Origin of the sequence: Nocardia sp. CA-129566 (assembly GCF_050956075.1) — a bacterium.
Classification (GTDB): domain Bacteria; phylum Actinomycetota; class Actinomycetes; order Mycobacteriales; family Mycobacteriaceae; genus Nocardia.
Map to the genome: position 1 here is coordinate 5,833,554 of NZ_CP192085.1, position 26,564 is coordinate 5,860,117.

Consider the following 26,564-nt stretch of genomic DNA (forward strand, 5'->3'; position numbering starts at 1 on the left):
GCCAGATGTCCCAGGAATACATCTACGACGTTGTGGTCGTCGGCTCCGGCGCGGCGGGTATGACCGCCGCGCTCACCGCCGCCTACCGTGGGCTTTCGGTGGTGCTGATCGAAAAGAGCGGCAGCTTCGGCGGTTCCACCGCCCGCTCCGGCGGCGGTGTCTGGATTCCGAACAATCCGGTGCTGGTGCGCGAGGGCGTACCCGATAGTCCCGACCTGGCCCGGGTCTACCTGAAATCCGTTGTCGGAGACCGGGTTCCGCAGGAGAAGCAGGATGCCTTCCTGGACAACGGGCCACGGATGTTCGCCTATCTCACCGCGCGCACGAACCATCTCCAATTCGTCTACGACCGTGGCTATTCCGATTACCACCCGGAACTGCCCGGCGGACTCGCGCAGGGCCGCAGCATCGAACCCGCGATCGTCGACGGTCGTCTGCTCGGCAAGGACATGGAGCTGATCAACCGGCCGACCATGTCGGGCCCGAAGGGCATCGCGTTCACCGTCAGCGACTTCCACGATCTGAATATGATCGCGCGGACCTGGAAGGGTAAGCGCACCGCGCTGAAGGTGGGCGCGAAGGCCGTGCTGAACCGCATTCGCGGCCGGCAGCCGCTGAGTCTCGGCAAGGCCCTGGTGGCGCGGCTGTGGCTGGCACTGCGCGACGCGGGCGTGCCGGTCTGGCTGAACACGCCACTGACGGACCTCATTGCCGATGACGACGTGGTGGTCGGTGTGCGTGCCGAGCGCGACGGTACCCCCATCGTTATCCGCGCGCGCCGCGGTGTTGTACTCGCCGCTGGTGGTTTCGAGCACAACCTGGAGATGCGCGAGCGATTCTTCGCCGAGCCGGTCAGTACCGACTGGACCGTCGGCGCGACCGAGAATGTCGGCGAGGGCATTCTGGCCGGTGAAAAGCTGGGCGCCGCACTGGATCTGATGGATGACGCCTGGTGGGGCCCCTCGGTGCGTAATCCGGACGGGCCGCCGTTCTTCTGCTTGGCCGAACGCTCCCAGCCCGGCGCGATCATGGTCAATGACGCGGGTGCGCGGTTCACCAACGAATCGGCCAGCTACGTCGATGTGGTGCACACCATGTACGAGCGGCACGCCACCGGTGTCGGCCATGTACCCGCGCATTTCATCATGGACCAGCGCTTCCGCGATCGGTATCTGTTCCTGGGCACCTTCCCGAAACAGGCCATCCCGCAGAAGTATTTCGACGCCGGAATCATCAAGAAGGCCGATACGCTGGCCGAACTCGCCACCAAGATCGGCGTGCCGGCCGATGCCCTGACCGCGACGGTCGAGCGCTTCAACGGCTTCGCGCGCGCCGGGCGCGACGAGGACTACCATCGCGGCGAATCCGCCTACGACCGCTACTACGGCGACCCCACCGTCACTCCGAACCCCTGCCTCGCGCCGATCGATCAGGGCCCGTTCTACGCGGTCGAGATGGTGCCCGGTGATCTGGGCACCAAGGGCGGTCTGGTCACCGACGAACACTCCCGGGTGCTGCGCGCGGACGGTGCGCCGATCCCCGGACTCTATGCGGCGGGCAATAATTCGGCCGCCGTCATGGGCAATAGCTACGCGGGCGCGGGCGCGACCATCGGTCCCGCCATGGTGTTCGGCTATATCGCCGCCCAGCACATCGCCGATCTCGAACATCCCTGAGGAGTATGACGTGGACAGAGTCGCAGGCAAGACCGTCATCATTACCGGAGGCGCGCGCGGCATGGGCGCCGCATTCGCCCGTCGACTGGCCGCCGAGGGTGCCTCGGTCGTTATCGCGGATGTCCTCGCCGACGAGGGCAAGGCGGTGGCCGCCGAACTCGGGGACAACGCGCTGTTCGTTCCGCTCGACGTCACCGACGAATCCGCGTGGGCGGCAGTGGTTGCCGAGGCCGAACGCACCTTCGGACCGGTCTGGGGGCTGGTCAACAATGCGGGCATCGTGCACGTCGATCCGATCGAGCGGTTGGCCGAGGCGGACTACCGCCGCGTCATCGATGTGAACCAGGTCGGGGTCTTCCTCGGCATGAAGGCCGTGGTGGCGTCGATGCGCCGGGCCGGTGGCGGCTCGATCGTCAATATCTCCTCGATCGGCGGCATCATCGCCTTCAGCAATATCCTCGGCTATGTCGCGTCCAAGTGGGCGGTGCGCGGTATGACCAAGGCCGCCGCCCAGGAGTTCGGCGCCGACGGAATCCGGGTCAATTCGGTCCATCCCGGTGTCGTTGCCACCGAGATGACCGCCGACTCCGACCGCTCCAACTCGATGGTGCACGACCAGCCGCTCCCCCGTGCCGCGGCGCCGGGTGAGCTCGCCAACCTCGTGCTGTTCCTCATTTCCGACGAGTCCAGCTTCTGCACCGGCTCCGAATTCGTCGCCGACGGCGGCTACACCACCAAATAACCAAGGACACCTGCTGTGAAGAACTTTGAGGACAAGGTCGTCGTCATTACCGGCGCGGGTGCTGGCATCGGCCGCGCGCTCGCACTGGAGCTGGCCAGCCAAGGCGCCAGATTGGCGTTATCCGGGCGAAACCTGGCCAATGTCAGCGAAACCGCCGCGCTGTGTGAACAGGCTGGAGCCAAGGCGCGCGCCTACCGGCTCGATGTCACCGACCGCGCCGCCGTCTACGCACACGCCGACGAGGTCGGATCCGATTTCGGCCCGGCCAATCTGGTAGTCAACAATGCGGGCGTCTCGCTGACCGCCAATGTCGAGGAGTTGAGCTGGGAAGACTTCGAGTGGATCGTCGGCATCAATTTCTGGGGCGTCATGTACGGCACGAAAGCCTTTCTGCCGCAGGTCATCGCGTCCGGTGACGGCCATATCGCCAATGTCTCCAGCATGTTCGGACTCGCTGCCTGTCCGAGCCAGGGTGCTTATAACGCGACCAAATTCGGCATCCGCGGCTTCACCGATGCACTGCGCCAGGAGATGAAGATCGCGGGCTACCCCGTCGGCGTCAGCAGCGTCCATCCCGGCATGATCAAGACCGACATCGCCTGGAAGGCCCGCGCGGGCGGCGACCGCGACCGCGACGCCCTGGCCGCCAACTTCGACAAACTGGCCAAAACGACACCCGAATCCGCGGCCAAGACCATCGTGCGCGGCATCCGAAAGGACAAGGCCAAGATCCTCATCGGCGCCGACGCCCGCATCATCGATTTGCTGCCACGGATTTTCGGCTCCGGCTACCAGCGCATCCTGACCGCGCAGATGAAGAAGGAAGTCTAGTGAGGCCATGACCCGAATCGGAATGCTGGTGCCCTACGTCGACGGTCTCGCCACCTCCGGCACCTTCCTGCGCGAGTTCGCCGCGGCACTCGAAGAGTGCGGCGTCGAATCGGTCTGGACCGTCGAACACGTTGTGGTGGCCGAGGACTACGAGCCGCTGTATCCGTACTCCGAGGACGGCCGCATGCCGGGTCCGGAATCGGCCGTCCCGATGACCGATCCGCTGGAGACGATCGCCTTCATGGCCGGGGCGTCGAGCACCCTCCGCTTCGGCACCGCCATGGTGGTCGCTCCGCTGCACAGCCCGGTGGTACTGGCCAAGCGCGCCGCCACCATCGACCGCCATTCCGGCGGCCGCCTGCTGCTCGGCCTCGGAATCGGTTGGCAGAAGGAGGAATACGCGGCGGTCGGCGCGCCGTTCCAGGCGCGCGGCGCGCGACTGGAGGACTGCATCGGCGCGATGCGGGCGCTCTGGGCGGACGCACCGGCGAGCTTCCACGGCAGCCACACCGCATTCGATCGGCTGAGCTGTGTGCCGCGACCGGACAGTGGCGCCGTCCCGATCGTGCTGGGCGGGCATAGCGCTCCGGCCGTGCGGCGCGCCGGACTGCTGGCCGACGGCTGGTTCCCGTACACCATCGGGCCCGCTGATTTCGCCGCCGCGGCGGACCGGTTGCGAGACACGGCGGTGACTGCAGGGCGGGGCGAGGATGCAGTAGAACTCACGGTGTGGCCGGGTTCCTGCGATCCCACTCGGGAATTCGATCCGGACTTCGTGCGTCCCTATGTTCGCGCCGGAGCTACTCGGCTAGTACTCAATCCGCCAGTGTTCGGCCCGGATTCGCTACTCGGTCCGCGCGGACTCGACGGTCTGCACGACACCGTGGACCGGTATCGCGAAGAGGTCGTGGCCAAGCTGTGAACCTCGTGCACATCCTCGACCATGTGGTGCTGCCGACCACCGAGGTGAATTCCTGGATTCGGCGTTGGCGCACCGAATATCTACCCGGTGCGCGCGAACGCGGGATGCGTTCGGTGCACCTGTGGCGATCACATCCGGCGCCGGATGCGGTGACCATCGATATCCTGTGGGAACTACGCGACCCCTACGCCTTTTACGGCATGCGCGGGGCGGCCGCCGCCGACCCCGATGTCGCCCGCTTCTGGGCCGACACCGACGCCATCGCCATCAGCAGGGACCGGCGCGCACTGCAGGCCGAAGCACATGCGGAGGACGCGACACCATGACCCGCTGGGTGATTCGCACACCGACCACCGACTTCGCGCCCGCCGTTGCCGCCGCCCGTGCTGGCCGTGAGGTCGTGGCCTGCTCGGCGGGCCCCGATCTCCCCGGCACCGTCGGCGGCCTCGGCATGACGTGGGATCTGACCACCACCGCCCCGCCGTCGGCGGTCCTGCCCGACCTTTCGGCCTCGGCCGATGCGGTGCCGTTGATTCCGGTTGCCGCACAGCAGGTCCCGCTTGCCGGAAGGCGCATCAAGCGAACCCTCTTGCTGCGCGTTCGCCCCGGCACGCCCGACGATATCCGCGCGCGATTCGAGGCGGATCTGACCGCCATGCCCGCACATATCACCGCCATCCGCTCCTGGGCGCTCAGCCGCGTCGACACCGCGCGGCAACCCGCGACGCCGTGGACGCATGTGTGGGAACAAGAATTCACCGACCCCGACGGCCTCAACGGCGAATACCTGCTGCACCCCTACCACTGGACCCATGTCGACCGCTGGTTCGACTCCGAAATCCCCAGCGCCATAGTCGAACCCGCGATCGCTCATCTGTTCCGCTGGGCCGACGAACCGATACTGCGCTGACGCCATACCTTGCGCGGATCTCCTGCCGCACAAGGACTTTAAGGACCGGTCGGAATTTTGTCTCCGGTGAACCAGGCTTGACGGACCGACCCAGGCAATTTGCCGGAAGTGGTTGCTCTAAAACTGCTGGACTGTCAGGATATCTCCCACGCGAGGACTCCAGCTCGGAGCGAGTCGCCGTTCCACCGCGAATCAGGTTGTATTTCAACTAGTTCAAGGAACCACCTTGTGAAATATCGGCAGCAACCTCGCCCGGCTCGATTCGGGCAGCCATCGCAGTTCCGGCCCAGGTCCATGCGGGGAATCTTTCCCTCATGGGTGCAGATCGCGCTCGCTCTCGGCGGCTTATTCGTGCTGGCCGCCATTGTCGCCGCGCTATATGGTACGCCGAGCCCGCTGGTCGAAACGCCGCGCGCCGTCACGGTTGTCACCACGAATCCCCCTGCCGCGCAGGGCTTTCCCACACTACATCGCTGATCGCACTCAGCGTCATCACCGCATTCGGATAATTCCCGTCGATGGACGCACACCGTCCAATGCATGACCCACATTTTCATCCGAGCCGATGGCCGTGATGATTTCGTGGTAGTGGTCGTGTGCCACAAATCGGTCAATATCGGCAGGCTCTTCGCACAAGCCAGGCTTCATGCAGGATGCTGGTGGCTTCTGAAGAACGCTACGCGGGTACAAGTTTCGGCACAGCACGCACCCGGCTAAATTGCTTATCCGCTGCCATATTTCGCACTCCACCGGTGCACTTCACGCGCCCTGGTGGAGGTATCCGGCCCAGCGAGTGGGTAGCGCTGGATAGCAGTTGCGCATCGCACAAATCGCCTCGGTGAGGATTCGCGCGCTGTCGTCGACCTTCGGTGTGCGGGTGCCGTTCTCGGTGAGCCGGGTGTAGAAATCCGCGGCGAATTCCGCGGCGGCCGCATCATTGATCGGCCACAGTGTGCCGATGACGTGCCGGTACCCGGCCAGATGAATCGCGGCCGTCAGATGCACTCCTTCGTCGGCCAGGAACGGGCTGCCCTGGGTGGTACTGCACGCGGACAGATATGCCAGATCCGCCGCGCCGAGGTTCATGCGTGCCAAGTCGACGACGGTGAAGGGCTTTTCGCCGAAATCGGACAGCATCAGCGCGCTCGCGGCCGGGTTCGCCAGATCGGACACTCCGTGACAGGCGAAATGCGCGATCGAATGGTCGGCGAGCGCATCGGCGACGGTGGTGTGGGTCGCGGCGGCGCCGTACAGGATCAGCGGATTCGGCAGGAGCACGGCCAGCGCCTCGATCTCCCGGTCGACGCCGTCCTGCTCCTCGCCATCCGTCATGGGCATCGCGATAATGACGGTCGACGCTCCATCCCCCGATGGGCGGTTCCTGGCATGTTCCAAGGCCCGCACGGTGGTGATGACGGAGGACACCGTGCGATCGGGCACGCTACGTCCGGGCTCGGCGTGCAGGCCGGCCGCGAAGATCGGCAGCAACGCCAAAGCACCTACCGGACACCAGAATACGCGGGCGCGGTCGTCGGAATCGTCCGCAATGCCCAGCCGCTCGAGGATCGGCTCGGCGACTCGGCGCCACAGCCAGTCGAGCACCGTGAGGATGGCGGACTGCGCCGCAGCGCGACCGAGGAAATCACCCTCCACCGCATGCAATGCGTGCGACAGGGCGATGACCTGTTCGAAGACAGCGTCCGAGCTCAGACCCGGCAGCAGCAGATGGTCCACGCCGACCTCGGTGACGATGAGCGCACCGCCGCGCGCCACGTCGGCGTACACGATGACGACGGGACCCTCGACCGCTTGTCGTCGGAGCCGATCGATGATCGGCGGCCGCAGGAACTCCGCTAGCCCTGCTCGCGCCCGAATGCGATCGACCAGCGCCGACCACTGCTCGGTATAGGCCCGACGCTGGCTGCCGACCGCTGTGCCCAGGGTTTGTTCACCCGTCGGCGTCGCACGCTCGTTCGGCGTCGCCTCGGTCGCGTCCAATGCCGCGATGCGTTCGTGCAGCTGCGCCAGTTCGTCGGCCAGATCCGGTGCCACCGTGCGCAATTCGGCGGTTGCGGTGCGATCGTCGATGGTCTCGCCGATGAGCACGCCGCGGGCCTGCTCGAGCAGTTCGACCGCGCGCTCCGGACGCCCGGCCGCAACGGCGGTGACGGCGATCTGCGCCGCGAGACCCGCCACCTCACCGAGGCCGTGCTCTCGATCTGCACGGACCAGCCCCCGAGATGCCAACTGCGGCAACAACTCCACTACGGCCTCCAGCGCCGCCAGAGCCGCGGTCGGCGCCTCGGCCGCCATCTCGATATTCGCCAGATAGCGACCTGCGGCGATCCGATGCCGGACCTGGGCCGTCGGCCACACGAGGGCCGATTCGAGTGCGGTGCGCGCCTCAGCGCGGAACTCCGGTTCGCCGGTCTGCTCGAACATCCAATACAGCGCGTTACCAAGGTTGTTGAGGTAGGTGCCGCGCGCCGACTCATCCGACGGTGTTCCATCGACCGCTGCGCGGCACAGTTCGACGATCTCCTCGAGCGTCTGCCGCTCCTTGGTCCGCCGGTACCGAGTACTCAACACCGCACCGAGATTGGCCTTGCGCGCCGCCAGGTCGGGATCGTCGGGCGGCGTCGCGGCGACCGCATCGCGATGGGCGGCGACCGCATCGTCGAGCACCCCCACATCACCGATCCGTTCGAACAGTGCGTGCAATGTGTACCCCAGATTCATCAGGAACAACGCCCGATCCGGGTGGCCATCCGGGGTCGCGGCAAGGACGGCGCGCCGCAATGTGATCACCTCGCGCAACACCGCTGGCTCCCCGGTGCGGTCGAACACCAGGTACAGCGCATTGGCGAGACCCGCTGTGCGCAGCGTACGGTCGTGATGTCCCGGCGGTGTTGCATCGAGCGCGGCACGAGCCGCCTGCACTGCCTCGCCCAGCAGCGTGGAATCTCCCGTACGCACGGACTGCAATCGCAGTGCCAGCGCGATATTCGCCGAATAGGTCGCCCGGGCCGGATGGTCGGCGGGGGTGGCGGCCAGTGCGGCGCGCTGCAACGCGATCGCCTCGTCGAGGGCCGTGAGGTCGCCGAAGCGCTGGAACACCCAGCGCAACGCGTTCGCCAAGTACGTCCACGCGCGGACCCGATCGGGATGGTCGGCCGAGAAGCCATCGACCGCCTCCCGACCGACTCGAATCGACTCGTGCAGCGCCTCGACCGCACCGGTGCGCTCGAAGACCGACAGCAACGCGCTCGCGAGACTGGTCTGCCAGCGCGGGCGGCTCGGATCGTCCGGCGGCGTCGCCGCCACCACGGACCGACTCAGCTCGACTGCTTCGCGCAGGGCCACTACATTTCCGGTCCGCTCGAACTGGAACCGCAGCGCCGACCCGAGGTTCGCGCGCGCGATGAGCGCGAATTCGGGATCGGGTGAATTCACCTCGACCGCTTCGCGATACAGACCGATCGCCGCATCGAGCGCGGCGTCGTCACCGAACCACTCGCACTGCGTCTGCAGGGCGATGGCGAGACTGTTCAGGGCATGGATCCGACGGCGGTCGCCGGTCGGCCAGACCTCGAGCGCGTCCCGATGCAAAGCGATCGCCGAATCGAGCGCGGGTCGATCTCCGGTGCGCTCGAACAACGCACACAGCGCACTCGCGAGACCCGATACCCGCGGCGCCCGGTACCGATGGTCCGGCGGCGTCGCGGCGACCACAGAGCGGCCGACCTCCACCGCTTCCTGCAGTGCGGAAACCGCACCGGTCCTTTCGAAGCGCGCGTGCAGCGCGGTCACGAGACCGGCCAGAGCGGCGGTGTGCGACTGCGGATCACGCACCGTCGCGGCGGCCGCGGTGCGGTGCACTGCCACAACCTCATCGAGGACCCCGATATCGTCGGTCCGCCGAAACGATTCGAGCAGGACCCCGGCGAGATTGGTCAGGAATCGCGCACGCAGCAGATGATCGTCCGATACCGCCTCGATCGCTGCCCGCTGCCGTTGGATCGCCTCGTCCAGGACGACGGTGTCCCTGGTTCGCTCGTACACGGTGTGCAGCGTGTTGCCGAGGTTGATCTGGTGGGTGGCCCAGTTGGGGTGCTCGCCCCGGGTGGCGGCTACGGACGCGCGGCCTGCCGCGAGCGCCTCGTCGAGCACACCGATGTCCTGGGTGTGCTCGTAGTAGGCGCGCAGCGCACTTCCGAGATCGTTCCATCGCTCGGCCCGGCGCGGATAGTGCGCCGGAATCCGAAGCATCGCGGCGCGCAGCATCGTGACACCCTCGTGCAAGGCCGAGATGTCACCGGTACGGCCATACCAGTCAACCAGCGCGTTCCCGAGGTGCCAGTCGTAATCGCCGTGGTTGTCCGGCGTGGCGAGCGCGACTGCATCGCGAAGGAGGGCCACGACTTCCGCTAGGACTGCAGTCTCTGCTGACCGACCGAACAAGGCCCGCAGCGTCAATGCGAGATTGTTCAGACCGGCTGCCCGACCCGGATCACCCGAAGGCTGTGCGGCGACCACGCCGCGCATCAGCGCGATCGCCTCCTCCAGCAGACCGATATCCCCGCGACAGTCGAACTGATAACGCAAGGCGATCGCGAGCACCGTCTCCAGACCGGGTCGGCCGCGATGTCCGGGCGCGGTGACCTCAACCGCTTCCCGATGCCGCGCGACCGCCTCGTCGAGCGCCTCCACATCGCCGGTGTGCTCGTAGAGGGAGGTCAGCGCGGAGCCCAGATCGGCGAGACAGGTAGCCCAGGCCGGATCGGCGCGATCGGATTCCGCGAGTTCGTCTCGAAATATCTCGACCGCTTCACGCAGCGCCGACACCTCACCGGTCCGCTCGTACCAGCACTGCAGCGCGATGGCGAGCGGAATCCGATACTCGTACTTCGGGGGTCCGTACGGCGGCAGCGCGGCGAGGGTATCACGCAGTGCCGCAACAATTTTGGCACCTTCGGACAGGTCATCGGACGCATCGAAGAAGGCACGCACCTGCCTTTCGATATCGGCTCGGGTCGTGCCGCCGCCGGACCGCTCGATGGCGTCGGCCTCGTCTCGAAACAGATTCGTCGCCTCCTCGACGAATTCGTATTCCCTGGTCAACTCGAACAGCAACCGCAGCGCGTAGGCCAGATTGGACCGCAGCGCATCGATATCCGGATGGTCCTTCGGCGCGTCGGCGACCACCGCGCGCCCGATAGCCACCGCCTCACGCAATACCTCTGGGTCCCTGGTTCTTTCGTACAGCATGGTCAGCTGACCGCCCAGATCGCCGCGGGTGTGCAGCGCCGCGTGCGCATCGTCGGTGCGCTCGGTCGCGTCCACGGCCGAGCGGCGCACCGCAATGGATTCCAGGAGCGGACCGAGTTCATCGGTGAGCGCGTAGGTCTCGTACAGCGCGTTGGCGAGGTCGTTCAGCCGCGTCAGCCGATACCGACTTCCGACCGGTGTATCGGCGACCTGGTCGCGGAACAGCTCCGTCGCCTCCCACAGCGCCGCCGGATCCCGCTTCTCGTCGAACCACCACCGCAGTCCCTGTGCGAGCCCCGAACGCAATTGGGATCGGTCCGGATCATCGGCTTCGGTGGCCGCCAGCGCCTCGCGCAATCGGGCGATGGCCGCTTCGAGAAGGTCGAAATCATCGGTGTGCGCGTGTAATTGGAGCAATTGCTTGGCATGGTTGGCCAGGATCGCCGCCCGCGCGAAGTGGTCGGGCGGCGTGGCGGCGACGGCGTCCGCACCCGCCTGTACCGAAACCCGCAGTAGGAACAGATCTCCGGTGTCGACGAACCGACCATAGATTTCGCGGGAAAGATTCAGCCGCACCACGGCATCGTCGAGATCGTCGCTCGCGGCCATCCGCGCCCCCATATGCTCGAGCTGCCCACCCATTGTCGCGTTCCGGTTACCATCGCACAATCAGCTCGACCCGTGTGGAAAATTGAGCGGAGGCCGGAAATGCGTATGGCCCAACGGATCGACCGGGTGTGCGAACTGCTCGCGGATGCAAGCTTCGTGGCGACCGCGGCCACGATCGCCGCGACCCCACTACTGGACCGGATCGCGCAGGCGGTACGCACCGGAATCGCCCATACCGCACTGGAATCCGAGCTGAACGCGCTGGACCAACTCTTTGCCCAGCACGGCATCGACCACGTGACCACCGGCTCGCGTCACTATTCCGCCATGCCCGGCGTCAGCGGGCATCCGTCGATGCGGGCCAAGGTGTGTCCCGCCCCGCAGCGCTGCGCGCGAGTGGTCCTGGTATCCGGCACGGCCAATGCGTCGACCTGCGCGCTGGTCGGCACTGCCCTGGGCGACGCCGAAGTGCACTCGTGACCGCGTTTCTCGGCGAGTTGGGCAAGAAACTCGCCGAACGCTCGGTCACGCTGCTGGTATTGCCGGGTCTGCTGTGGGTGGCGACCGTCGCCATCGCCGCGCGGCTGGGCCACCGTCATGCTCTGGATCCGTATCGGCTGAGCACCTGGGTCGACGAATTCGTCAAGTCCACGGGCAGTCAAACCACACGTATCGTCGCCGTCACGGCGGGCATACTCGGATTCGCGGCCGCGACGGGCCTCGCGGCGAGCTGGATCGGACGACTCGTCGAGCGGCTGTGGATCATTCCTGGTCAGCGGCTGCCCGCGCGATGGCTGACCAACGCGCGCCGTAAGCGCTGGAACACGGCCCATGAGAAGGTCGCTGCTGCGGCTCGGGCCGCGTTGTCGGACGGCGCGGTGTCGGCGCACGCACCCGATCTGGCCGCGGCCACGAATGCCTGCCGCAAGATCAGTCCGGTTCCGGCGGATCGGCCGACGTGGATCGGAGATCGGCTGCGCGGCTTGGATATTCGGGTCTCGGCCCGATACCGAATCGACCTGTCGGCGGTCTGGGCGCGACTGTGGTTCACCCTGCCCGATGACGCCAGAACCGAACTGAGCGCCGCGCACGACTCCTATACCGGTGCCGCTCGCCTATTCGGCTGGGCCACCCTCTATCTCGTGGTCGGCGTGTGGTGGTGGCCCGCCGTTGTCATCGCCACCGCCGCCGCGACCGCGGCCTGGTTGCAGGCCCGTTCGGCCACCGCGACACTGGCCGACCTCGCGGAGGCGGCCGTCGATCTGTACGGTGCCGAACTCGCCCGCAAACTCGGCCTCAACTGCCCGGACAGATTGACACCCGCGCTCGGCGAGGAAATGACGAAACTGCTCCGCAAAGACGAAACACTCAATCCGCCAGCGTGATTCCTACCCTTGTGCACCCGCCGCGCGCAGGAGTTTGCGGCCGAGGTCGCGGAGCATATCCGCCATCTCCGGTGGTTCCCTGACCTCGAATTCCAGGCCCAGATGCGCGATTCGGAGGGCGGTCCATGCCAATGAGTCGGCGGTGGTGCGCAGTAGGCAGGTGTCGGCGTCGATCGGCTCGATTTCCTCGGGGCGGACGCGGAAGCTTTCGATCAGTTCCGGGGCCGGGGCGCGCACGACAAAGACGACTCGGCGTATCGGGCGGGATTTCGCGAGCGATTCGGTGACGAAGGCGGCGGCGTCCTCGGTAGGTAATTTCCTTGGCGTACTGCGGATTCCGATCGGTTGCGCGGATTCGATGCGGTCGACTCGGAAGGTGCGCCAGTCGGCGCGGTCGATATCCCAGGCGACGAGGTACCAGCGGCGGCCCGCCGAGACGAGGTTGTGCGGTTCGGCCAGTCGGCGGGTTTCGGTATCGCCCTTATCGCGGTAGTGGAAGCGAACGCGTTCGCCGTCGCGACAGGCGGCGGCCAGCACGACCAGGGTTTCGGGGTCGACGAGCGGTCCGGCAGCAGCTCCACCGAGCGACAGTGTCGCGAATCGCACCGCCTCGACGCGGCGGCGCAGCCGGGCGGGCAGCACCTGCTGGAGTTTGACCAGCGCGCGTGCCGATGACTCGTCGATGCCCTCGACCGCGCCGAGTGCGGCATTGCGCAGTCCGAGCGTGATCGCGACCGCCTCGTCGTCGTCGAGCAGCAGCGGCGGCAGCGCGGTCCCCGCCCCCAGGCGGTAGCCGCCGATCGAACCGAGGCTCGCATGCACCGGATACTCCAGCTCGCGTAGCCGCTCGATATCGCGGCGCACCGTCCGCACGGTCACGCCGAGGCGTTCGGCCAGTTCCGGCCCGGTCCATTCGCGACGAGTCTGCAGTAAGGACAGCAGTTGCAGCAGGCGGGCGGCGGTTTCGGTCACAGCTCTCAGTATCACCCGAAATGAGGACCGATACTGACCTCATTCCGCTCTACCGTGGCGATCGTGAACGCAGACCGAGACACCATCCAGATCATCGGGGCCCGTGCCAACAACCTGCGCAACGTCTCCCTGGCCATCCCCAAAGGCAAGATCGTCGTCTTCACCGGCGTATCCGGATCGGGCAAATCGTCGGTGGTCTTCGGCACCGTCGCCGTCGAATCGCAGCGCCAGCTCAATGAGACCTTCACCTGGTTCATCCGCAACCGGCTGCCCAAATACGAGCGGCCCGAGGCCGATATGATCGACAATCTCGCGCCCGCCGTGGTGGTCGACCAGAAGCCGATCGGCGGCAACTCCCGCTCCACCGTCGGCACGATGACCGATATCCAGTCGATCATCCGGGTGCTGTTCTCGCGCTACAGCGAGCCGAGTGCCGGTGCGGCGACCCACTATTCGTTCAATGACCCATTGGGCATGTGCCCGGAGTGCGGCGGGCTCGGACATGTCGTGCGGCCGGCGCTGGACAAGCTGATCGATACCGACAAGTCGCTCAATGCGGGCGCCATCACCTTCGCGCCGTTCGCGGTGGGCACTTTTCAGTGGCAGCTCTATGCGGAATCCGGACTCTTCGATCCGGACATGCCGTTACGTGATTTCAGCACCGAGCAGTGGCAGCTGTTCCTGCACGGCACCGGGTTCCGGGTGCCGCGGCTCAATAGGACCGGTTCGATGGGCAGCAATGCCTACGAGGGACTGCTGGAACGTTTCGACCGGCTCTATATCAAACGCGACCTCGGCGCGTTGAGCGAGAAGAATCGCGCAGCGGCGACCGCGGTGGTCAGCGAGGAGATCTGCCCGGAATGCGGTGGCGCACGACTGAACTCCGCCGCATCGGCGAGCCGGATCAACGGTCTCGGCATTGCCGAGTACGGCCGCCTCGAGGTGTCCGACCTGATCGAGGTGCTGGGCGCACTCGCACAGACGCCCGCCGCACCGATCGCCGAGGCCGCCATTGCCCGGTTGCGGCGGATCGAGGAGGTGGGCCTCGGCTATCTCTCGCTCGACCGCGAGACGTCCACGCTATCGGGCGGTGAAGCGCAGCGACTCAAGGTCGTTCGGCATCTCGGGTCCAGTCTCACCGGAATGACCTACATCTTCGACGAACCCAGCGTAGGCATGCACCCGCGCGATATCGGTCGGCTGAACCAGCTGCTGATCCAATTGCGGGACAAGGGGAATACGGTACTGGTGGTCGAGCACTCCCCCGATGTCATCGCCATCGCGGACCATATCGTGGATATGGGGCCGGGCGCGGGCGGACACGGCGGTCAGATCGTCTTCGAGGGCACGGTCGAAAAGCTGCGCACCTCGGGCACACTGACGGGTGAGCGGCTGCGTCTCGTCCGGCCGATCAAGCGCGCCAACCGAACCCCGACCGGCTGGCTCACCGTCACCGACGCCGACTTCCACAACCTCAAGAACCTCACCGCGCGATTCCCCACCGGCGTGCTCACCGCGGTCACCGGGGTGGCGGGTTCGGGCAAGAGCACCTTGGTATCCGGCGCATTCGTCACCGCCTATCCGCAGTCCATCGCGATCGACCAGTCGGCCATTGCCGCCTCGCGGCGCTCGAGTCCGGCCACCTACATCGGCATCATGGACCCGATACGGCAACTGTTCGCCAAGGAATACGGCGTCAAGCCCGGCTTGTTCAGCTTCAACTCCGAGGGCGCGTGCGGCGAATGCGGCGGCGCTGGGATTATTTTCACGGATCTGGCGTATATGGATCCGATCACCAGCGTCTGCCAGAGTTGCCATGGCCGTCGCTACCGCCATGAAGTGCTCGGCTACACGATTGGCGGCGCATCCATCGCCGATATCTTGAATATGACGGCCGAGCAGGCGCTCGACTTCTGGAACGGCAACGCGGGCAGCAGGATTCGCACGCCGCTGCGCGCACTGAACGAGGTCGGCCTCGGCTACCTGACGCTGGGACGCTCGCTGAGTTCACTGTCCGGCGGTGAGCGCCAGCGCATCAAACTCGCCGACCACCTGCACCGCAGGGGCGGCATCTACGTACTCGACGAGCCGACGACCGGTTTGCATATGGCCGATGTCGACACGCTGCTCGCGCTGCTGGACCGACTTGTCGACGCGGGCAATACGGTGATCGTCATCGAACACGATCTGGAGGTGGTCAAACGGGCCGACTGGGTCATCGATCTGGGGCCCGACGGCGGTAAGCACGGCGGCGAAATCGTCTTCACCGGAACTCCCACGGCACTGCTCGAGCACCGCTCCATCACCGCCGACTACCTGCGGCGAAGCGTCCCGCATTGATCGTGGACCCGATCGGCGCGCCGATGCGTCCAGGTTTGCCGTGATGATCCTGTCAGCACATGCTCGCGGGTTTGATCAGAGCTCACGCCATCCGGTGGCTCGGGCCCATTCCTCCATGCGCGCGAAGGCCGTGGCAAACCATGGGTCTTTGGCCAGGCCGTATCGAGCCGTATCGGCATCCGCACCGAACCGGTGTGCGAGGTCCCGTTTGACCGTCAGATACTCCGCGCGAATCTGCGCGTCGGCTCGCAGCCAGTCGCGGAACAGCAGCGCGAATCGCCACCCGGCGGTGCCGTACGGCCGGATGTGCACGTTGGCCGGTCGCCCCGGGTCGGCGGACTTGTAGTAGTGCTTTCGCCACTGTTCGGGATCGCTGACTGCTCCGTGTGGATGGTTGCTGTCGATCCCGGGGTGGAAGACGAGGCCGACGTCGATGAGGACCGGTGCCATGGACTCGGCGTCGTCCAGGCTGGCAACACTCACCTGGAGGTCGATGACATCCTTGGCGGGGAGGCCGGGAATCGATGTGGAGCCGATGTGGTCGACCCGCGCACCCGTGGCGTATCGGATTCGCGCGGCCAACCTTTCGGCCTGCTCGGGCCAGGTCGGGTCGGGTGCGACGAGACGCGGCGGGCCGTAGAGAGCCATCCGGCGCGAGCGAATGTTCCACGCGTAGTGGGCAATCCGCTCGGCCCACAGTGCATCGACCTCGGTCAGCAGCTTTTCGCGGTGCCCCGCATTGGTCAACACGACGTCGGCCATCACGCTATGAGCGCAGTCGTTGTCCATGTGCCCGCCGCTGGCGGCAGCGACGTAAACCACCAGGTGATATGCGCAGGCCGCGTCCTCCGCGATTCGTGACGCGTCATGGACGAGGACGGTGTCGGCGGGCACCGCCGGGTTGCGGATTTCGTCCTCGCCGACTTCGATGGCGCCGTGCTCGACAAGCCGACGTATAACCGCGCTTCTATCGGCACCAATTTTTCCTATGACACAAATCCGCAGCACGCACTCATGCTAATGGCAGCAGATTCACACTTACCGCGGGAACCCTTCCGGGTACCTGCGTCGCAGCTTCTCCACGTTTCCGGCCGCGACATCGTCGAGGGAGATGTCGAGAGCATTGGCCAGGTGTGCCAGGTACCAAAGAACGTCTCCCATTTCCGAGATCAGCGACGTTCGGTCGAGCTGGCCACCATGGAATACATGCTTCTTGACCAGCTCGGCAACCTCACCCGCTTCTCCGCAGAGTCCGATGGCACCGAGCAACATGTCATCTCGCGTCGAGAGACCGCCGATTGCCGTCCGCCGCACTTCGAGCTGGTAGGCGTCAAACATTGTCGATATCGGACTTCGTGACGAACATTCCGCAGGATGCCTTCACGTCGAAGCCGACGCGCGGGATTATCTTCACTCGACTGCCGGGCAGCGCCTTTTCCATGATGGCACCGTTGCGTCGCAGTATTTCCTCGGCGGGTTCCCGACCGACCCGCGACGAGTGCGGATTGTATCGAACGATATTGACATCGACGCGCAGCTGCTTGCTGTTGACCATTGCGCAAATATTGTGCACGCTCTCTTCGGAATCGTTCTCACCGGCGATGAAAGCGAAATGTAGAACAGGTATCTTGCGGGTCTCGAGCTGATAATCTCGCAACATATCGAGAGCACGCTCGGGATCCATCGCTTTGGGTAGCCAACGGCGCCGGAAACGTGGATCGACCGAATAGATCGAGTAGTAGACATCTGGCGCGTAGCCACCGAAGAGTCTGGCCAAGCTCCGTACCGAGGCGAGTTCATCCGGAAAGATCGACGAGAATTTCACTCGGGGAACAAGTTCTCGACGAACCGCTTCCATACTGAGGCGACCGACGAGTTCCGCGCCGTTCTGCAAAATATGAGGATTGGCGAACGGCTCGCCCCGAGCCATGAAATTGAAGTGCACCGTCTCGGCCGGAGCGGCGTGATCGTCATACCAGGAGAGCACTTCCGTTGCCTGGCCGACGATTTCGTCGACGCTCAACTCATCGGCACGAACCTGCCCGGTCTGGGTCAAGTGGCACATCCGGCACGCTTTCCGACATCCCGTTTGCGAGGAGACGTAAACGATAAAATAATCCGATTGGCGCCGGACATATCGCGCCTCGATCATTCCGGACGGGCGGCCCGGTGAGATGAAATTAACCGACGCGTCGATCGCGCTCTCATGAATCGCCATCGTCGACCCCTCCACTCGAAACCAAATCTGAGCAATCCGAAATACGGTAACAGCCGAGCGACCGAGTGTCAATGGAATGGATTCAATCCAAGAGACCGGTTGCACGCAATTCGGAAAGCAGCCTGGCAGCGGCGATATCGGGACTGGAGATTTCCTGAGTGAAGCGAAGCAGAGGAATGTCGAACGTGTCGCTCAGCAACTCCGCAGCATCAACGAAATGGTGCTGTATGAGAAATCTATCCGACACGCCCCACTCGTCGTCGAATGACCTTCCCCGACTAGCCAGAAAATGTCGCCAGACCGGTTCACGCAACTCGAACAGAATGATCACATCAGGGTTCGGCAGCATTTCCCAGTCGCGTCTGGCTATTTCTTGATATATATCGAAGTAAGGGTCACTCGGTGCGAGAAACCAATCCATCCCTGCTGCGCCGAGAAGCTGGTGACCGATCTTGTCGTAGTAGGTATCGAGCACAGCGATCCGACCCTGCTCGCGCTCGCGCATCGCCCGGTAATACATCGGAACTCGCATGGCTCGGAACCAGTTCAACGCCGTGAAGCCATTCACGGTGCTCGGATCGGTCACCGCAGGCGGCCAATCCTGCGGTTCTTGCAGTGCCACGCCACCGACCAGGGTCGCGAGCGAAGCGCACACTGTACTCTTACCCGCACCGGGCAGCCCGATAAAGGCGATAAATCTTCCCGTCACCTCGATATCCTATCGTCCACACCTACTCGCCATGAGGAGCGCGGAGTCTGCGGCGATATCGAGTAAGCATTCGCGAATCTCGACCGCGCGTTTCCGGTCACGGCGTTCCCATTCCGGGGGCGGCGTCCATTCCGGCGGGTGGTATGTCTGCGCGGTACTGGAGCCGCGATCGCCGCGGCACATCCTGCTGACCGGGACGTCCGGTACGCCGGAGCGTTGCACGGCGGCAGGCTGGGATTGCGCTGCCCTGCGGCGTGTGAGAACGGGGCGGTATTCGCTCGGGGCGATCGGACGGCCGGATTTCGGTCTGGCGAACCGGTGATCTGCCCTTGTCACCTGCTGGGTGGTGGCTGTCGACAACGTGAGGAGTGACATGACGATCGGAGTGGAGTCGGTGCAGCGACCGGAGGCGGTCTTCGGAGGGCTCGATTCCGATCGCCACGCATCCGTTGTCGAGCTCGATGGGACGTGTGGACTGTCGCGGGAGCGGATCGGCGGGAAGGCGTGGAGCGTCGATCACATGCGGGGGCTGGGACTGCCGGTGCCGCCGGCATTCGTGCTGACCACCGAGGCCTGGGCGGAATTCGGAGCCAACGGCGGGGTGCTCAGTGCGCAGATCTGGGCCGGGGTGCGGGAGGGCATCGCCGCGCTGGAACGTGGGACGGGGCGGCGGTTCGGTTCCGAGCAGTGGCCCCTGCTGGTCTCGGTGCGTTCCGGGGCCGCGGTGAGCATGCCCGGAATGATGGATACCGTCCTGAATCTGGGGATGACCGACGCGGTCGAGCGGGCACTGACCGATGAGACCCGAAATCCGGTGTATGCCAGCGATACTCGGCGCAGGTTTAGCACCCAGTACCGGGAAATCGTGCTCGGCGACGCGAATGGCATTGTGCCCGAGGATCCGTGGGAGCAGTTGCGCGGTGCCGTTACCGCGGTGTTCCGGTCGTGGGATTCCGCGCGCGCCAAGACCTATCGGCGCACCCAGGGTGTTTCCGACACGCTCGGCACGGCGGTCACGGTGCAGGCCATGGTGTTCGGCAATCTGGACGCGAACTCGGGGACCGGCGTGCTGTTCAGTCGGAACCCGAATACCGGTGAACGCCCGGTCTTTGGCGAATGGCTGATAGGCGGCCAGGGCGAGGATGTCGTGTCCGGACGCACCACCCCGCGTCCGCTGGACGACCTCGCGGCGACGCTGCCCGAGGTGCACCGGGAATTGCTCGCCGCCGCCGAACTCCTCGAGCGCGACGGCCGCGATATTCAGGACATCGAATTCACGGTCGAGTCCGGCCGGTTGTGGTTGTTGCAGTCGCGGCCGGCGAAACGTTCCGCGCGCGCGGCGGTTCGCGCCGCCGTCGGGATGGTGGACGAGGGCCTCATCGATGCGAACGAGGCATTGCGCCGGGTCAGCGCCGGCCAACTGCGGACGGTCCTGCGCCCCGCATCCGGCGACAACACCGGACTGACCCCGCTCGCCCACGGTGAATCCGCCTGCCCCGGCCTCGCCGCCGGTGTGGTGGTCACCGATCCGGATGAAGCCGAAACACGTTCCGCCGCAGGCGAGCACGTGATCTTGGCGCGCCCGACAACCAGCCCCGACGATCTGCACGGCATGATCGCAGCACAGGCCATCGTCACCGAACTCGGCGGCGCCACTTCGCATGCCGCACTGGTGAGCCGGGAACTCGGCCGCCCGTGTGTCGTGGGTTGCGGCCCAGGGGTTGTCGAGGCGCTGGCCGGTCGCCTCGTCACCGTCGACGGCGGAGCGGGCACGGTCTGGCCGGGGCAGGTGGCCGGAAAGGCGGTGGAGGCCTCGGTGCTCGAGGACGTCGATCGCCTCGCACAGTGGGCGCGGGTCGATTCCGCCGACCTACCCGATTTCCTGGCCGACCGCGATCGGATCGAATCCCCGGCGACAGCAGGGCATTCCGATACCGAAGTATCGACGACCGCTTCGGATACCAATGCCCACAGTGCTATCCAGGCGAAGCCCGAGTTGTCCGAGCTCGCGATCCTCCGTTTGATCGGCATCAAGGGTCGCGTGCAACCGAACGCCGTCGCGACGAGCCTCGATATCGCTGAGGCCGAAGTCGACTCCCGCAGTAGCGATTTCGTAACGCGGGGGCTATGTGCCAGCACACCGGTCGGCGTGCGCCTGACCCCGCACGGCCGCGAACAACTGACTTTACTCTTGGAACACGAGCGCGCCAATATCGACCGAAGCGTCATCGCCGCGGCCTACGATGAATTCTGCGAGTTCAATGCCGAGCTGAAGGAAGTTATCACGGCGTGGCAGATGACGGACCCGAGTACGGTGAACGATCACTCCGACAACGCCTATGACACAGCAATTCTGGCGCGGCTCACCACGCTGCACCACCGCGTCGCACCGCTGGTCGAACGCATCGGCACCATCGCGCCCCGCCTGAGGCCCTACACCGATCGGCTGAACCGCGCCGTCGAGCGCATGAACGGTGGCGACCACAGCTGGGTCGCCCGGCCGATCATGGACAGTTATCACACGGTGTGGTTCGAACTGCACGAAGACCTCATCGGGCTGTGCGGCCTGAGCCGCGCCGATGAAGCCGCCGCGGGCCGGGCCCACTAGCGCCATGTTCACCGATAATGTCCAGCAGCGCTGGGTGGATTTCGCCGAAATCGACAATGTCCGCGACCTCGGCGGCCTTCCGGTAATCGGCGGCGGCACAACCCGATTCGGCGTCGTCTACCGCGCGAGCACACCCCAGCATCTCACCGAGGACGACCTCGGCAGACTCATCGGCCCGGTCGGCCTGCGCACCCTGATCGACCTACGCAACCCGGACGAGGTGCTGCGCGAGGGCTACGGCAGGCTGACCGGCAATGCGGCCGTGCGCATGGTCAATCTCCCGGTGCACAAGGCGAGCGCGGTCGCCGCGACGCCCGCCGAACTCGTTCCGGACGGCAGACACTACGATCTCGTCGCCCTATACCGCGAACTCCTCTCCGGCAGTGGCGAATCCATCGTTACGGCAGCACGCATCATCGCCGATTCCGAGCGCCATTCGGTCGTCTTCCATTGCGCCGCAGGTAAAGATCGCACCGGCGTGCTGGCGGCCATGGTGCTGGACGCGGTGGGTGTGCCCGCCGAGGTGATCGCCGCCGATTACGCGCTCACCGGCGAACGGCTGGAACGCATTCGGCAACGCCTCGACGCCCTGCCGTCGTATCACGGACTGCCACCGGTGCGTACCGGCATACTCGCGGTCGATCCCGATGTGATCATGCGCTTCCTCGACGAATTGCACACCACCCAGGGTGGCGCGGGCGAATGGCTGTGCGCACATGGCCTTTCCGGTGCCGAACTGGCCCAGCTCCGCAAGGTGCTCGTGGACGCCGACTAGTCCCGGCCGTTCACGGTAGTGCCGGCAGCGGTGATCAGCGATCTCGTATGTCTCGTCGCCAGCGAGCCGGTGGCGTGCCGTAGCGGTTCTTGAACGCGCGGCTGAATGCCGCCTCCGACGTGTAGCCGACTCTCTCCGCGATGAGCGTGACCGAAAGGGAGGTGTCGCGGAGCAGGCCGGTGGCGGCATCCAGGCGTACGTGCGCGAGATAGGTGGCTGGTGGCTTCCCAACGCGAGCGGCGAACCGCGCGGCGAACGCCGACCGGGAAAGGTTGCATGCTCGGGCCAGCTCCTCGACTGTCCAGTCGTGGCCGGGGTCTCGGTGGATTGCGCTCAAGGTCAGACCGATCTGCGGGTCGAATGCACCGGCCAGCCAGTTCGGTTCGGCGTCCTTGCCGGCGGCCCAGGCGCGCAGAATCTGGATGAAGATCAGATCGAGGATGCGGGCGATCATGACCGCTGATCCTTGAGAGGGCGATTGCATCTCGATGACGAGCATCCTGCGGGCGACTTCGAGCCCTTCGGGCGCTGGGGCGCGGGCGCCGCCGAGGATGATCACGGCCGGCAGGCTCCCGAGCAGATGGCTGGCCTGCGGGTCGCCGATCGTGAATGTTCCGCAGAGCCAGCGCGCGGGTTCGGTTGCGTCGTTCTCTGCCGCGCTTGCACGCACGATCGCTTGCGTGCGCTTGCTTGCGTTGCTGAGGTGGTGGGGGTCGCCGCGCGGGAGCAGGACGACATCGCCGCTGCTTATGTGCTCGACATGCGAGTCCCCGTCGATACGAAGCTCGAGCTCGCCCTCTTCGATGATGTACAGGCTGCCGACATCGGCGAAGCCGATCGAGAAAGTCCGCAGCGGACCGTACGCAGCGATCCGTTCTCCGCTCAGACGCACGCTCTGGAGCAGCTCCGAGAGCAAGTCGTCCGGCTGACTGTCTGCGGAGAGGCTGATCGCGGCGTCCTCGAGAGCTGGCAGACCGGCGGACTCTTGCGGCGATCGGAGCGAATTGGCTTGTGCCGCTGGACGATCAGCAAAATATCCCGGCGGAACGGTCATGGTCGCTACCCATTCCTCTGATTAGTGTCGACAACCGTGAGCGGGAGCGCTCGCTGGCATCAACGGAGACTAACGGAGAGGTCATCTATGACCGAGCATGGTAAGACCACCAAGATCAGCTTTGTCTACTCCAACCCCACCGACCCGGACGCCTTCGAGGCGGCTTACCCCGAGCAGCTGACGCTGGCGCGCAAGCTCCCCGGCCTGACTCGGCTGCAGACGTCGAAGGTCTGGCCCAAGGAAGATGGCAGCCCGACCCCGGCGTACCGACTGCTGGACCTGTACTTCGCCGACTACGCGGCGGCCAGCGCCGCCGCCGCAGAGGCAGGTCCGCTTGTCGCCGCTACCCGCGAGCACGCCACCGGAGGTGTAGTGATCGCATTCGCAGAGGTCCTCGAGGACGCCTAGCCTGCGCCGTGCACGGCAATTGGGGGCGTGCCACCTCGGATGCGCGAAAGGTGCGTCTACCTGCAACAATTCGGCTTGTCCATAGCCGAATGAGCAGATCGAGGAAGCACCTTTTCCGTTGGCGCCGTGGCACAAAGCCCTCGCCACCCACAATCCAGGCAAGATCGTGCTGGATCTGGCGGTCGCGGCCGAGGGTGACTGCGCCGCGGATGTGGCGCTGTTGCGCACCCAGCCGGGCATGTACGGCCGGTCGCATCGGACCCGACCGGGTCCCGGCTGGTGGTCGCGTTGGCGGCGGATGCACCGAAAGCATTGTCCGCCATCACAAAGCCCGCGCTGCCGCGCTTGCGCTCGAACTCACCGCGTGGATGCAAATGCTGGCACTGACCGGCGACGACGCCCGATGGAAGCGAAAACCTCACGGCTGCACCTGTTCTCACTGCGACCGGATCGCCCGTCACGCCGAGAACGGCTGCACCTACCCCGCAACGCTCCAAGCACTGCACTGGCCCTCGACGCCTTGGCCCGACTCGAAGCCTAGTCCCGGCAGTGGAAACTGTTCACCCGGAATTGCCGCCGAAGCTCCAGTAGGGTCACCGGCGTGCACGACGATGTCGACTTCGAAAAGTTCACCACCCCCGCCGAGAAGAAGAAGTTCGCCAGACAGAACAGCCTGATGTACGGCGGGCTGATCGCCATCGGCGTCGTCATCCTCCAGGGTTTCCTCACGGCCGCACCACTAGGCGCTTCCGGCCGAATCTCCATGATCGCCTTCGCCATTTCGCTACCGCTGCTCGCGGTGCTGCTGTTGCTCGACGAATGGCAGTCGGGCGAACAGACGCCGAGCCCCAGCATGACCGACGAGGCGGCCAGGGCGATCGCCCTGCTCAGCTCCCTGGTCGGCGTGATCGCGGCGTTCTGGCACATCGACTGGAGCGCGGGCGTCGCGGTGATCGCGGCCGCAGTGGTCGCGCTCGGCGTCTACGGCACCCATTTCAGCAGTACGAGCTTCAGCCAGGCGGTGGCGCGGCGCAAACAGCAGCGCGAGGATCAGCGGGCCGCAGCGGCCCACGCACCCGCACCGACATGGACGCAACCGACGGCTCCCCAACCCACAGCCTCTCAGCCACAAGCGCCTCAGCCGACCTCGTCCCAGTCCACGACTCCCGAATCGACCGCCGACCAACCGAACTCGCCAGAGTCGACAACTCTCGAGCCATCCGCCGACGGGCCGACCGCGCCCGAGTCCACGACTCCCGCGCAACCGATAGCGGACCAACCGACCACGCCCGAATCCACAACTCCCCGACCAACCGCCGACCAACCGACGACCTCGGAGTCGACAGCTCCAGCGCCAACGGCTGACCAGCCGACGGCACCCGAGTCCACGACTTCCGAGCCGACGGCAGACCAGTCGGCCTCGCCCGAGGCAGCAGCCGACCAGCCGACCCCACCTCAGTCCACGACGCCCCAGCCAACCGCTGACCAGTCCACCACGCCCGAATCCACGTCTGCCCAGACGTCAGCGGACCAACCCGACCCGCCACAGTCGACAGCTCCAGAACCATCGGCTGACCAGCCGACAGCGCCTGAGTCCGCCACTCCCGAGCCGACAACGGACCGGTCGACCGCGCCCGAGCCGACAGCCGATCAGACGACCGCGCCTCAGTCCACGACGCCCGAGCCAGCTGCCGACGAGTCCACCGCACCCCAGTCCACCGCTCCCGAGCCAACTGCCGACGAGTCGACAGCGGACCAGTCCACCACTCCCGAGGCAAGCACCGACCAGCCGGAAACAATCGTCGAGCAGCCGGCGGCAGCATCATCGGACTCCCCCGAAAAAACACCGAAGCAGCCGTCCACCCCCTGATACCCACCACATCTCAATGTGTCCGACCCCGCCTCGGCGGGGCCTGCCCCCGGCATCATGAGCGTATGGCAACGCGCGAGGTGGTGCGGGCGGGCGCGTTCGCGAGGGTGTACGACCCCAGTGCCGGTGAGTCGCAGTCGTGGTACATCAACGACCACACCGTGGTTCGCGACGCATCCGGTCGCTGGCACCTGTTCGGCATCACCCATCCGGAACCGGCCGACCCGTTCCACGAAATCGAATTCGCGCATGCCACCGCACACCGGCTGCGCGGACCATGGACCAAGCAGGCGCCGGCCCTGACCGTGGATCGCGACTACGGCGAGACACATCTGTGGGCACCACATGTCATCGGCGTCGACGGCCGGTACTACATGTTCTACGCGGGCGGCGGCGTCGATCGGACCGCCGCCGCGATGAATCTGGCCACCTCGCGCGACCTGTACCACTGGACTCGCAGCCGGTCCGGGCCACTGTTCCGCGACGGCTACGACGCCAGGGATCCGATGGTCTTACGCATCGGCGAGCAGTGGGTCATGTACTACTGCGCCACCAGCGCCCCGCACGGCGGTCACCATGTGGTCGCCTATCGCACCAGCGGGGACCTGGTGCACTGGGGCGATCGGCATATCGCCTATACGGACCCGACTATCGGCACCGAGGCGGGCAATACCGAATCGCCGTTCGTCGCACAGCACGGCGGGTGGTGGTATCTGTTCATCGGTCCGCGCCCGCATTACCTCGGAACCGATGTATTCCGCAGCGACAACCCCTACCAGTTCCGCATCGGCGACAAGGCGGGCCATATCGCCGCCCACGCCGCCGAACTCGTCCGCGACGATGACCGCTGGTGGATCACCAGTGCGGGCTGGGCCCAGGGCGGTGTGCATCTGGCACCGCTGACCTTTCCGAATCCCCCCTCCGTCAGCGCGTCCGTCCCCCGTTGACCGCCCGGACCATATCCGCCACCAGCGCTCTGGTCTGCTCGAAGGTCGCCCCGGAGACCGCTGGCGCGCCGACCACCGAACGCATCACCCCCAGACCCAGCAGCACCGCACCGATCAATTCGGCGCGCAGGGCGGCATCGGGATCGTCCAGGCGCGCGGTCATCTCCCGCAGGTAGCCATCGCAGAGTTGGGCGCGCAAGTGGTCGCGCACGGCGGCATGGCCCGAGGACCGCAACATCGCCAGCAGCGGATGCTCACCACCGAAAGCGGGCCAATCCTCGAAGACAACATCGCGCAGCAGCGCATCGACGATGGACACC

The 26,564-nt window shown here is 65.8% G+C and carries 22 protein-coding genes and 1 pseudogene; 15 read left to right on the top strand and 8 right to left on the bottom strand.

Annotated elements, in window-relative coordinates; all coding sequences use genetic code 11:
• Positions 1–5 precede the first annotated feature (5 nt).
• From kstD to ACQP0C_RS25285, 6 genes are read left to right on the top strand one after another with little or no spacing between them, the layout of a single operon-like run.
• The gene (gene kstD / locus ACQP0C_RS25260; RefSeq protein WP_433723721.1) at positions 6–1,676 is read left to right on the top strand and encodes a 3-oxosteroid 1-dehydrogenase; all 1,671 of its coding nucleotides are present in this window, start codon (positions 6–8) and stop codon (positions 1,674–1,676) included.
• 10 nt (positions 1,677–1,686) lie between these two features.
• The gene (locus ACQP0C_RS25265) at positions 1,687–2,418 is read left to right on the top strand and encodes a glucose 1-dehydrogenase (RefSeq protein ID WP_433723723.1); all 732 of its coding nucleotides are present in this window, start codon (positions 1,687–1,689) and stop codon (positions 2,416–2,418) included.
• A 15-nt stretch (positions 2,419–2,433) separates the two neighbouring features.
• A complete protein-coding gene (locus ACQP0C_RS25270; protein ID WP_433723725.1) occupies positions 2,434–3,249 on the top strand; it encodes an SDR family NAD(P)-dependent oxidoreductase in 816 nt (271 codons plus the stop codon).
• 7 nt (positions 3,250–3,256) lie between these two features.
• Positions 3,257–4,171 carry a TIGR03619 family F420-dependent LLM class oxidoreductase gene (locus tag ACQP0C_RS25275; RefSeq protein WP_433723727.1) on the top strand — a complete coding sequence of 305 codons (915 nt, stop codon included), beginning with the start codon at positions 3,257–3,259 and terminating at the stop codon, positions 4,169–4,171.
• Entirely contained in the window at positions 4,168–4,497 is a 330-nt protein-coding gene (locus tag ACQP0C_RS25280) for a hypothetical protein (protein ID WP_433723729.1), read from the top strand. Before ACQP0C_RS25275 ends, ACQP0C_RS25280 begins: the two co-directional genes overlap by 4 nt.
• The gene (locus ACQP0C_RS25285) at positions 4,494–5,081 is read left to right on the top strand and encodes a Dabb family protein (RefSeq protein ID WP_433723731.1); all 588 of its coding nucleotides are present in this window, start codon (positions 4,494–4,496) and stop codon (positions 5,079–5,081) included. Before ACQP0C_RS25280 ends, ACQP0C_RS25285 begins: the two co-directional genes overlap by 4 nt.
• 759 nt (positions 5,082–5,840) lie before the next feature.
• Here ACQP0C_RS25285 and ACQP0C_RS25290 read toward each other — a convergent pair.
• On the bottom strand, positions 5,841–10,991 hold the full coding sequence (locus ACQP0C_RS25290; RefSeq protein ID WP_433723733.1) for a CHAT domain-containing protein: 5,151 nt from the start codon (positions 10,989–10,991) through the stop codon (positions 5,841–5,843).
• Between the two features lie 66 nt (positions 10,992–11,057).
• Between ACQP0C_RS25290 and ACQP0C_RS25295 the strand changes: the two genes are divergently transcribed.
• Positions 11,058–11,438, top strand: coding sequence for a hypothetical protein (locus tag ACQP0C_RS25295; protein ID WP_433723735.1), 381 nt, complete (start codon positions 11,058–11,060; stop codon positions 11,436–11,438).
• Positions 11,435–12,343: a hypothetical protein gene (locus ACQP0C_RS25300; RefSeq protein ID WP_433723737.1), complete on the top strand. Its 909-nt coding sequence runs from the start codon at positions 11,435–11,437 to the stop codon at positions 12,341–12,343. Before ACQP0C_RS25295 ends, ACQP0C_RS25300 begins: the two co-directional genes overlap by 4 nt.
• 3 nt (positions 12,344–12,346) lie before the next feature.
• Here the strand turns inward: ACQP0C_RS25300 and ACQP0C_RS25305 are convergent, their stop codons facing one another.
• Positions 12,347–13,315: a helix-turn-helix transcriptional regulator gene (locus tag ACQP0C_RS25305; protein WP_433723739.1), complete on the bottom strand. Its 969-nt coding sequence runs from the start codon at positions 13,313–13,315 to the stop codon at positions 12,347–12,349.
• Positions 13,316–13,378: 63 nt separating this feature from the next.
• On the opposite strand from ACQP0C_RS25305, the gene ACQP0C_RS25310 reads away from it, so the two are divergent.
• Complete coding sequence (locus ACQP0C_RS25310; protein ID WP_433723741.1) at positions 13,379–15,655, top strand: ATP-binding cassette domain-containing protein; 2,277 nt, start codon at positions 13,379–13,381, stop codon at positions 15,653–15,655.
• A 75-nt stretch (positions 15,656–15,730) separates the two neighbouring features.
• On the opposite strand, the gene coaE is transcribed toward ACQP0C_RS25310, so the two are convergent.
• The 4 genes from coaE to ACQP0C_RS25330 form a co-directional block, all read right to left on the bottom strand.
• Positions 15,731–16,417, bottom strand: a complete 687-nt coding sequence (gene coaE / locus ACQP0C_RS25315; protein ID WP_433734651.1) for a dephospho-CoA kinase — start codon at positions 16,415–16,417, stop codon at positions 15,731–15,733.
• A gap of 276 nt (positions 16,418–16,693) precedes the next feature.
• Positions 16,694–16,993: a nucleoside triphosphate pyrophosphohydrolase family protein gene (locus ACQP0C_RS25320; protein ID WP_433723743.1), complete on the bottom strand. Its 300-nt coding sequence runs from the start codon at positions 16,991–16,993 to the stop codon at positions 16,694–16,696.
• Entirely contained in the window at positions 16,986–17,873 is an 888-nt protein-coding gene (locus tag ACQP0C_RS25325) for a hypothetical protein (protein ID WP_433723745.1), read from the bottom strand. The genes ACQP0C_RS25320 and ACQP0C_RS25325 overlap by 8 nt, the downstream gene beginning before the upstream one ends.
• An 82-nt stretch (positions 17,874–17,955) precedes the next feature.
• Complete coding sequence (locus ACQP0C_RS25330) at positions 17,956–18,582, bottom strand: hypothetical protein (protein WP_433723747.1); 627 nt, start codon at positions 18,580–18,582, stop codon at positions 17,956–17,958.
• 373 nt (positions 18,583–18,955) lie between these two features.
• Between ACQP0C_RS25330 and ACQP0C_RS25335 the strand changes: the two genes are divergently transcribed.
• Positions 18,956–21,190 (top strand): pyruvate, phosphate dikinase, encoded by a 2,235-nt coding sequence (locus ACQP0C_RS25335; protein ID WP_433723749.1) that lies wholly within the window; start codon positions 18,956–18,958, stop codon positions 21,188–21,190.
• Between the two features lie 4 nt (positions 21,191–21,194).
• Positions 21,195–21,965 (top strand): tyrosine-protein phosphatase, encoded by a 771-nt coding sequence (locus tag ACQP0C_RS25340; protein ID WP_433723751.1) that lies wholly within the window; start codon positions 21,195–21,197, stop codon positions 21,963–21,965.
• Positions 21,966–21,999: 34 nt separating this feature from the next.
• Here ACQP0C_RS25340 and ACQP0C_RS25345 read toward each other — a convergent pair whose 3' ends face one another.
• Positions 22,000–23,019, bottom strand: a complete 1,020-nt coding sequence (locus ACQP0C_RS25345; RefSeq protein ID WP_433723753.1) for a cupin domain-containing protein — start codon at positions 23,017–23,019, stop codon at positions 22,000–22,002.
• 87 nt (positions 23,020–23,106) lie between these two features.
• Here ACQP0C_RS25345 and ACQP0C_RS25350 point away from each other — a divergent pair, with 87 nt between their 5' ends.
• From ACQP0C_RS25350 to ACQP0C_RS25365, 4 genes and pseudogenes are all read left to right on the top strand, one after another.
• A complete protein-coding gene (locus tag ACQP0C_RS25350; protein WP_433723755.1) occupies positions 23,107–23,427 on the top strand; it encodes an EthD family reductase in 321 nt (106 codons plus the stop codon).
• A 118-nt stretch (positions 23,428–23,545) separates the two neighbouring features.
• A pseudogene (locus tag ACQP0C_RS25355) lies at positions 23,546–23,751 on the top strand (IS1380 family transposase); the annotation flags it as partial.
• Positions 23,752–24,028: 277 nt separating this feature from the next.
• Complete coding sequence (locus ACQP0C_RS25360) at positions 24,029–25,297, top strand: hypothetical protein (RefSeq protein WP_433723757.1); 1,269 nt, start codon at positions 24,029–24,031, stop codon at positions 25,295–25,297.
• A gap of 65 nt (positions 25,298–25,362) precedes the next feature.
• Positions 25,363–26,244 carry a glycosyl hydrolase family 32 gene (locus ACQP0C_RS25365; RefSeq protein WP_433723759.1) on the top strand — a complete coding sequence of 294 codons (882 nt, stop codon included), beginning with the start codon at positions 25,363–25,365 and terminating at the stop codon, positions 26,242–26,244.
• On the opposite strand, the gene ACQP0C_RS25370 is transcribed toward ACQP0C_RS25365, so the two are convergent.
• Positions 26,222–26,563: a hypothetical protein gene (locus ACQP0C_RS25370; protein ID WP_433723761.1), complete on the bottom strand. Its 342-nt coding sequence runs from the start codon at positions 26,561–26,563 to the stop codon at positions 26,222–26,224. The two genes, ACQP0C_RS25365 and ACQP0C_RS25370, sit on opposite strands and share 23 nt — an antisense overlap.
• Position 26,564: the final 1 nt, after the last annotated feature.

Coding starts and splice junctions, on each gene's coding strand:
- kstD (WP_433723721.1), top strand. CDS start 6: ATGTCCCAGGAATACATCTACGACGTTGTGGTCGTCGGCTCCGGCGCG.
- ACQP0C_RS25275 (WP_433723727.1), top strand. CDS start 3,257: ATGACCCGAATCGGAATGCTGGTGCCCTACGTCGACGGTCTCGCCACC.
- ACQP0C_RS25285 (WP_433723731.1), top strand. CDS start 4,494: ATGACCCGCTGGGTGATTCGCACACCGACCACCGACTTCGCGCCCGCC.
- ACQP0C_RS25290 (WP_433723733.1), bottom strand. CDS start 10,991: ATGGGTGGGCAGCTCGAGCATATGGGGGCGCGGATGGCCGCGAGCGAC.
- ACQP0C_RS25295 (WP_433723735.1), top strand. CDS start 11,058: ATGCGTATGGCCCAACGGATCGACCGGGTGTGCGAACTGCTCGCGGAT.
- coaE (WP_433734651.1), bottom strand. CDS start 16,417: ATGGCCGACGTCGTGTTGACCAATGCGGGGCACCGCGAAAAGCTGCTG.
- ACQP0C_RS25320 (WP_433723743.1), bottom strand. CDS start 16,993: ATGTTTGACGCCTACCAGCTCGAAGTGCGGCGGACGGCAATCGGCGGT.
- ACQP0C_RS25325 (WP_433723745.1), bottom strand. CDS start 17,873: ATGGCGATTCATGAGAGCGCGATCGACGCGTCGGTTAATTTCATCTCA.
- ACQP0C_RS25335 (WP_433723749.1), top strand. CDS start 18,956: ATGACGATCGGAGTGGAGTCGGTGCAGCGACCGGAGGCGGTCTTCGGA.
- ACQP0C_RS25340 (WP_433723751.1), top strand. CDS start 21,195: ATGTTCACCGATAATGTCCAGCAGCGCTGGGTGGATTTCGCCGAAATC.
- ACQP0C_RS25345 (WP_433723753.1), bottom strand. CDS start 23,019: ATGACCGTTCCGCCGGGATATTTTGCTGATCGTCCAGCGGCACAAGCC.
- ACQP0C_RS25350 (WP_433723755.1), top strand. CDS start 23,107: ATGACCGAGCATGGTAAGACCACCAAGATCAGCTTTGTCTACTCCAAC.
- ACQP0C_RS25365 (WP_433723759.1), top strand. CDS start 25,363: ATGGCAACGCGCGAGGTGGTGCGGGCGGGCGCGTTCGCGAGGGTGTAC.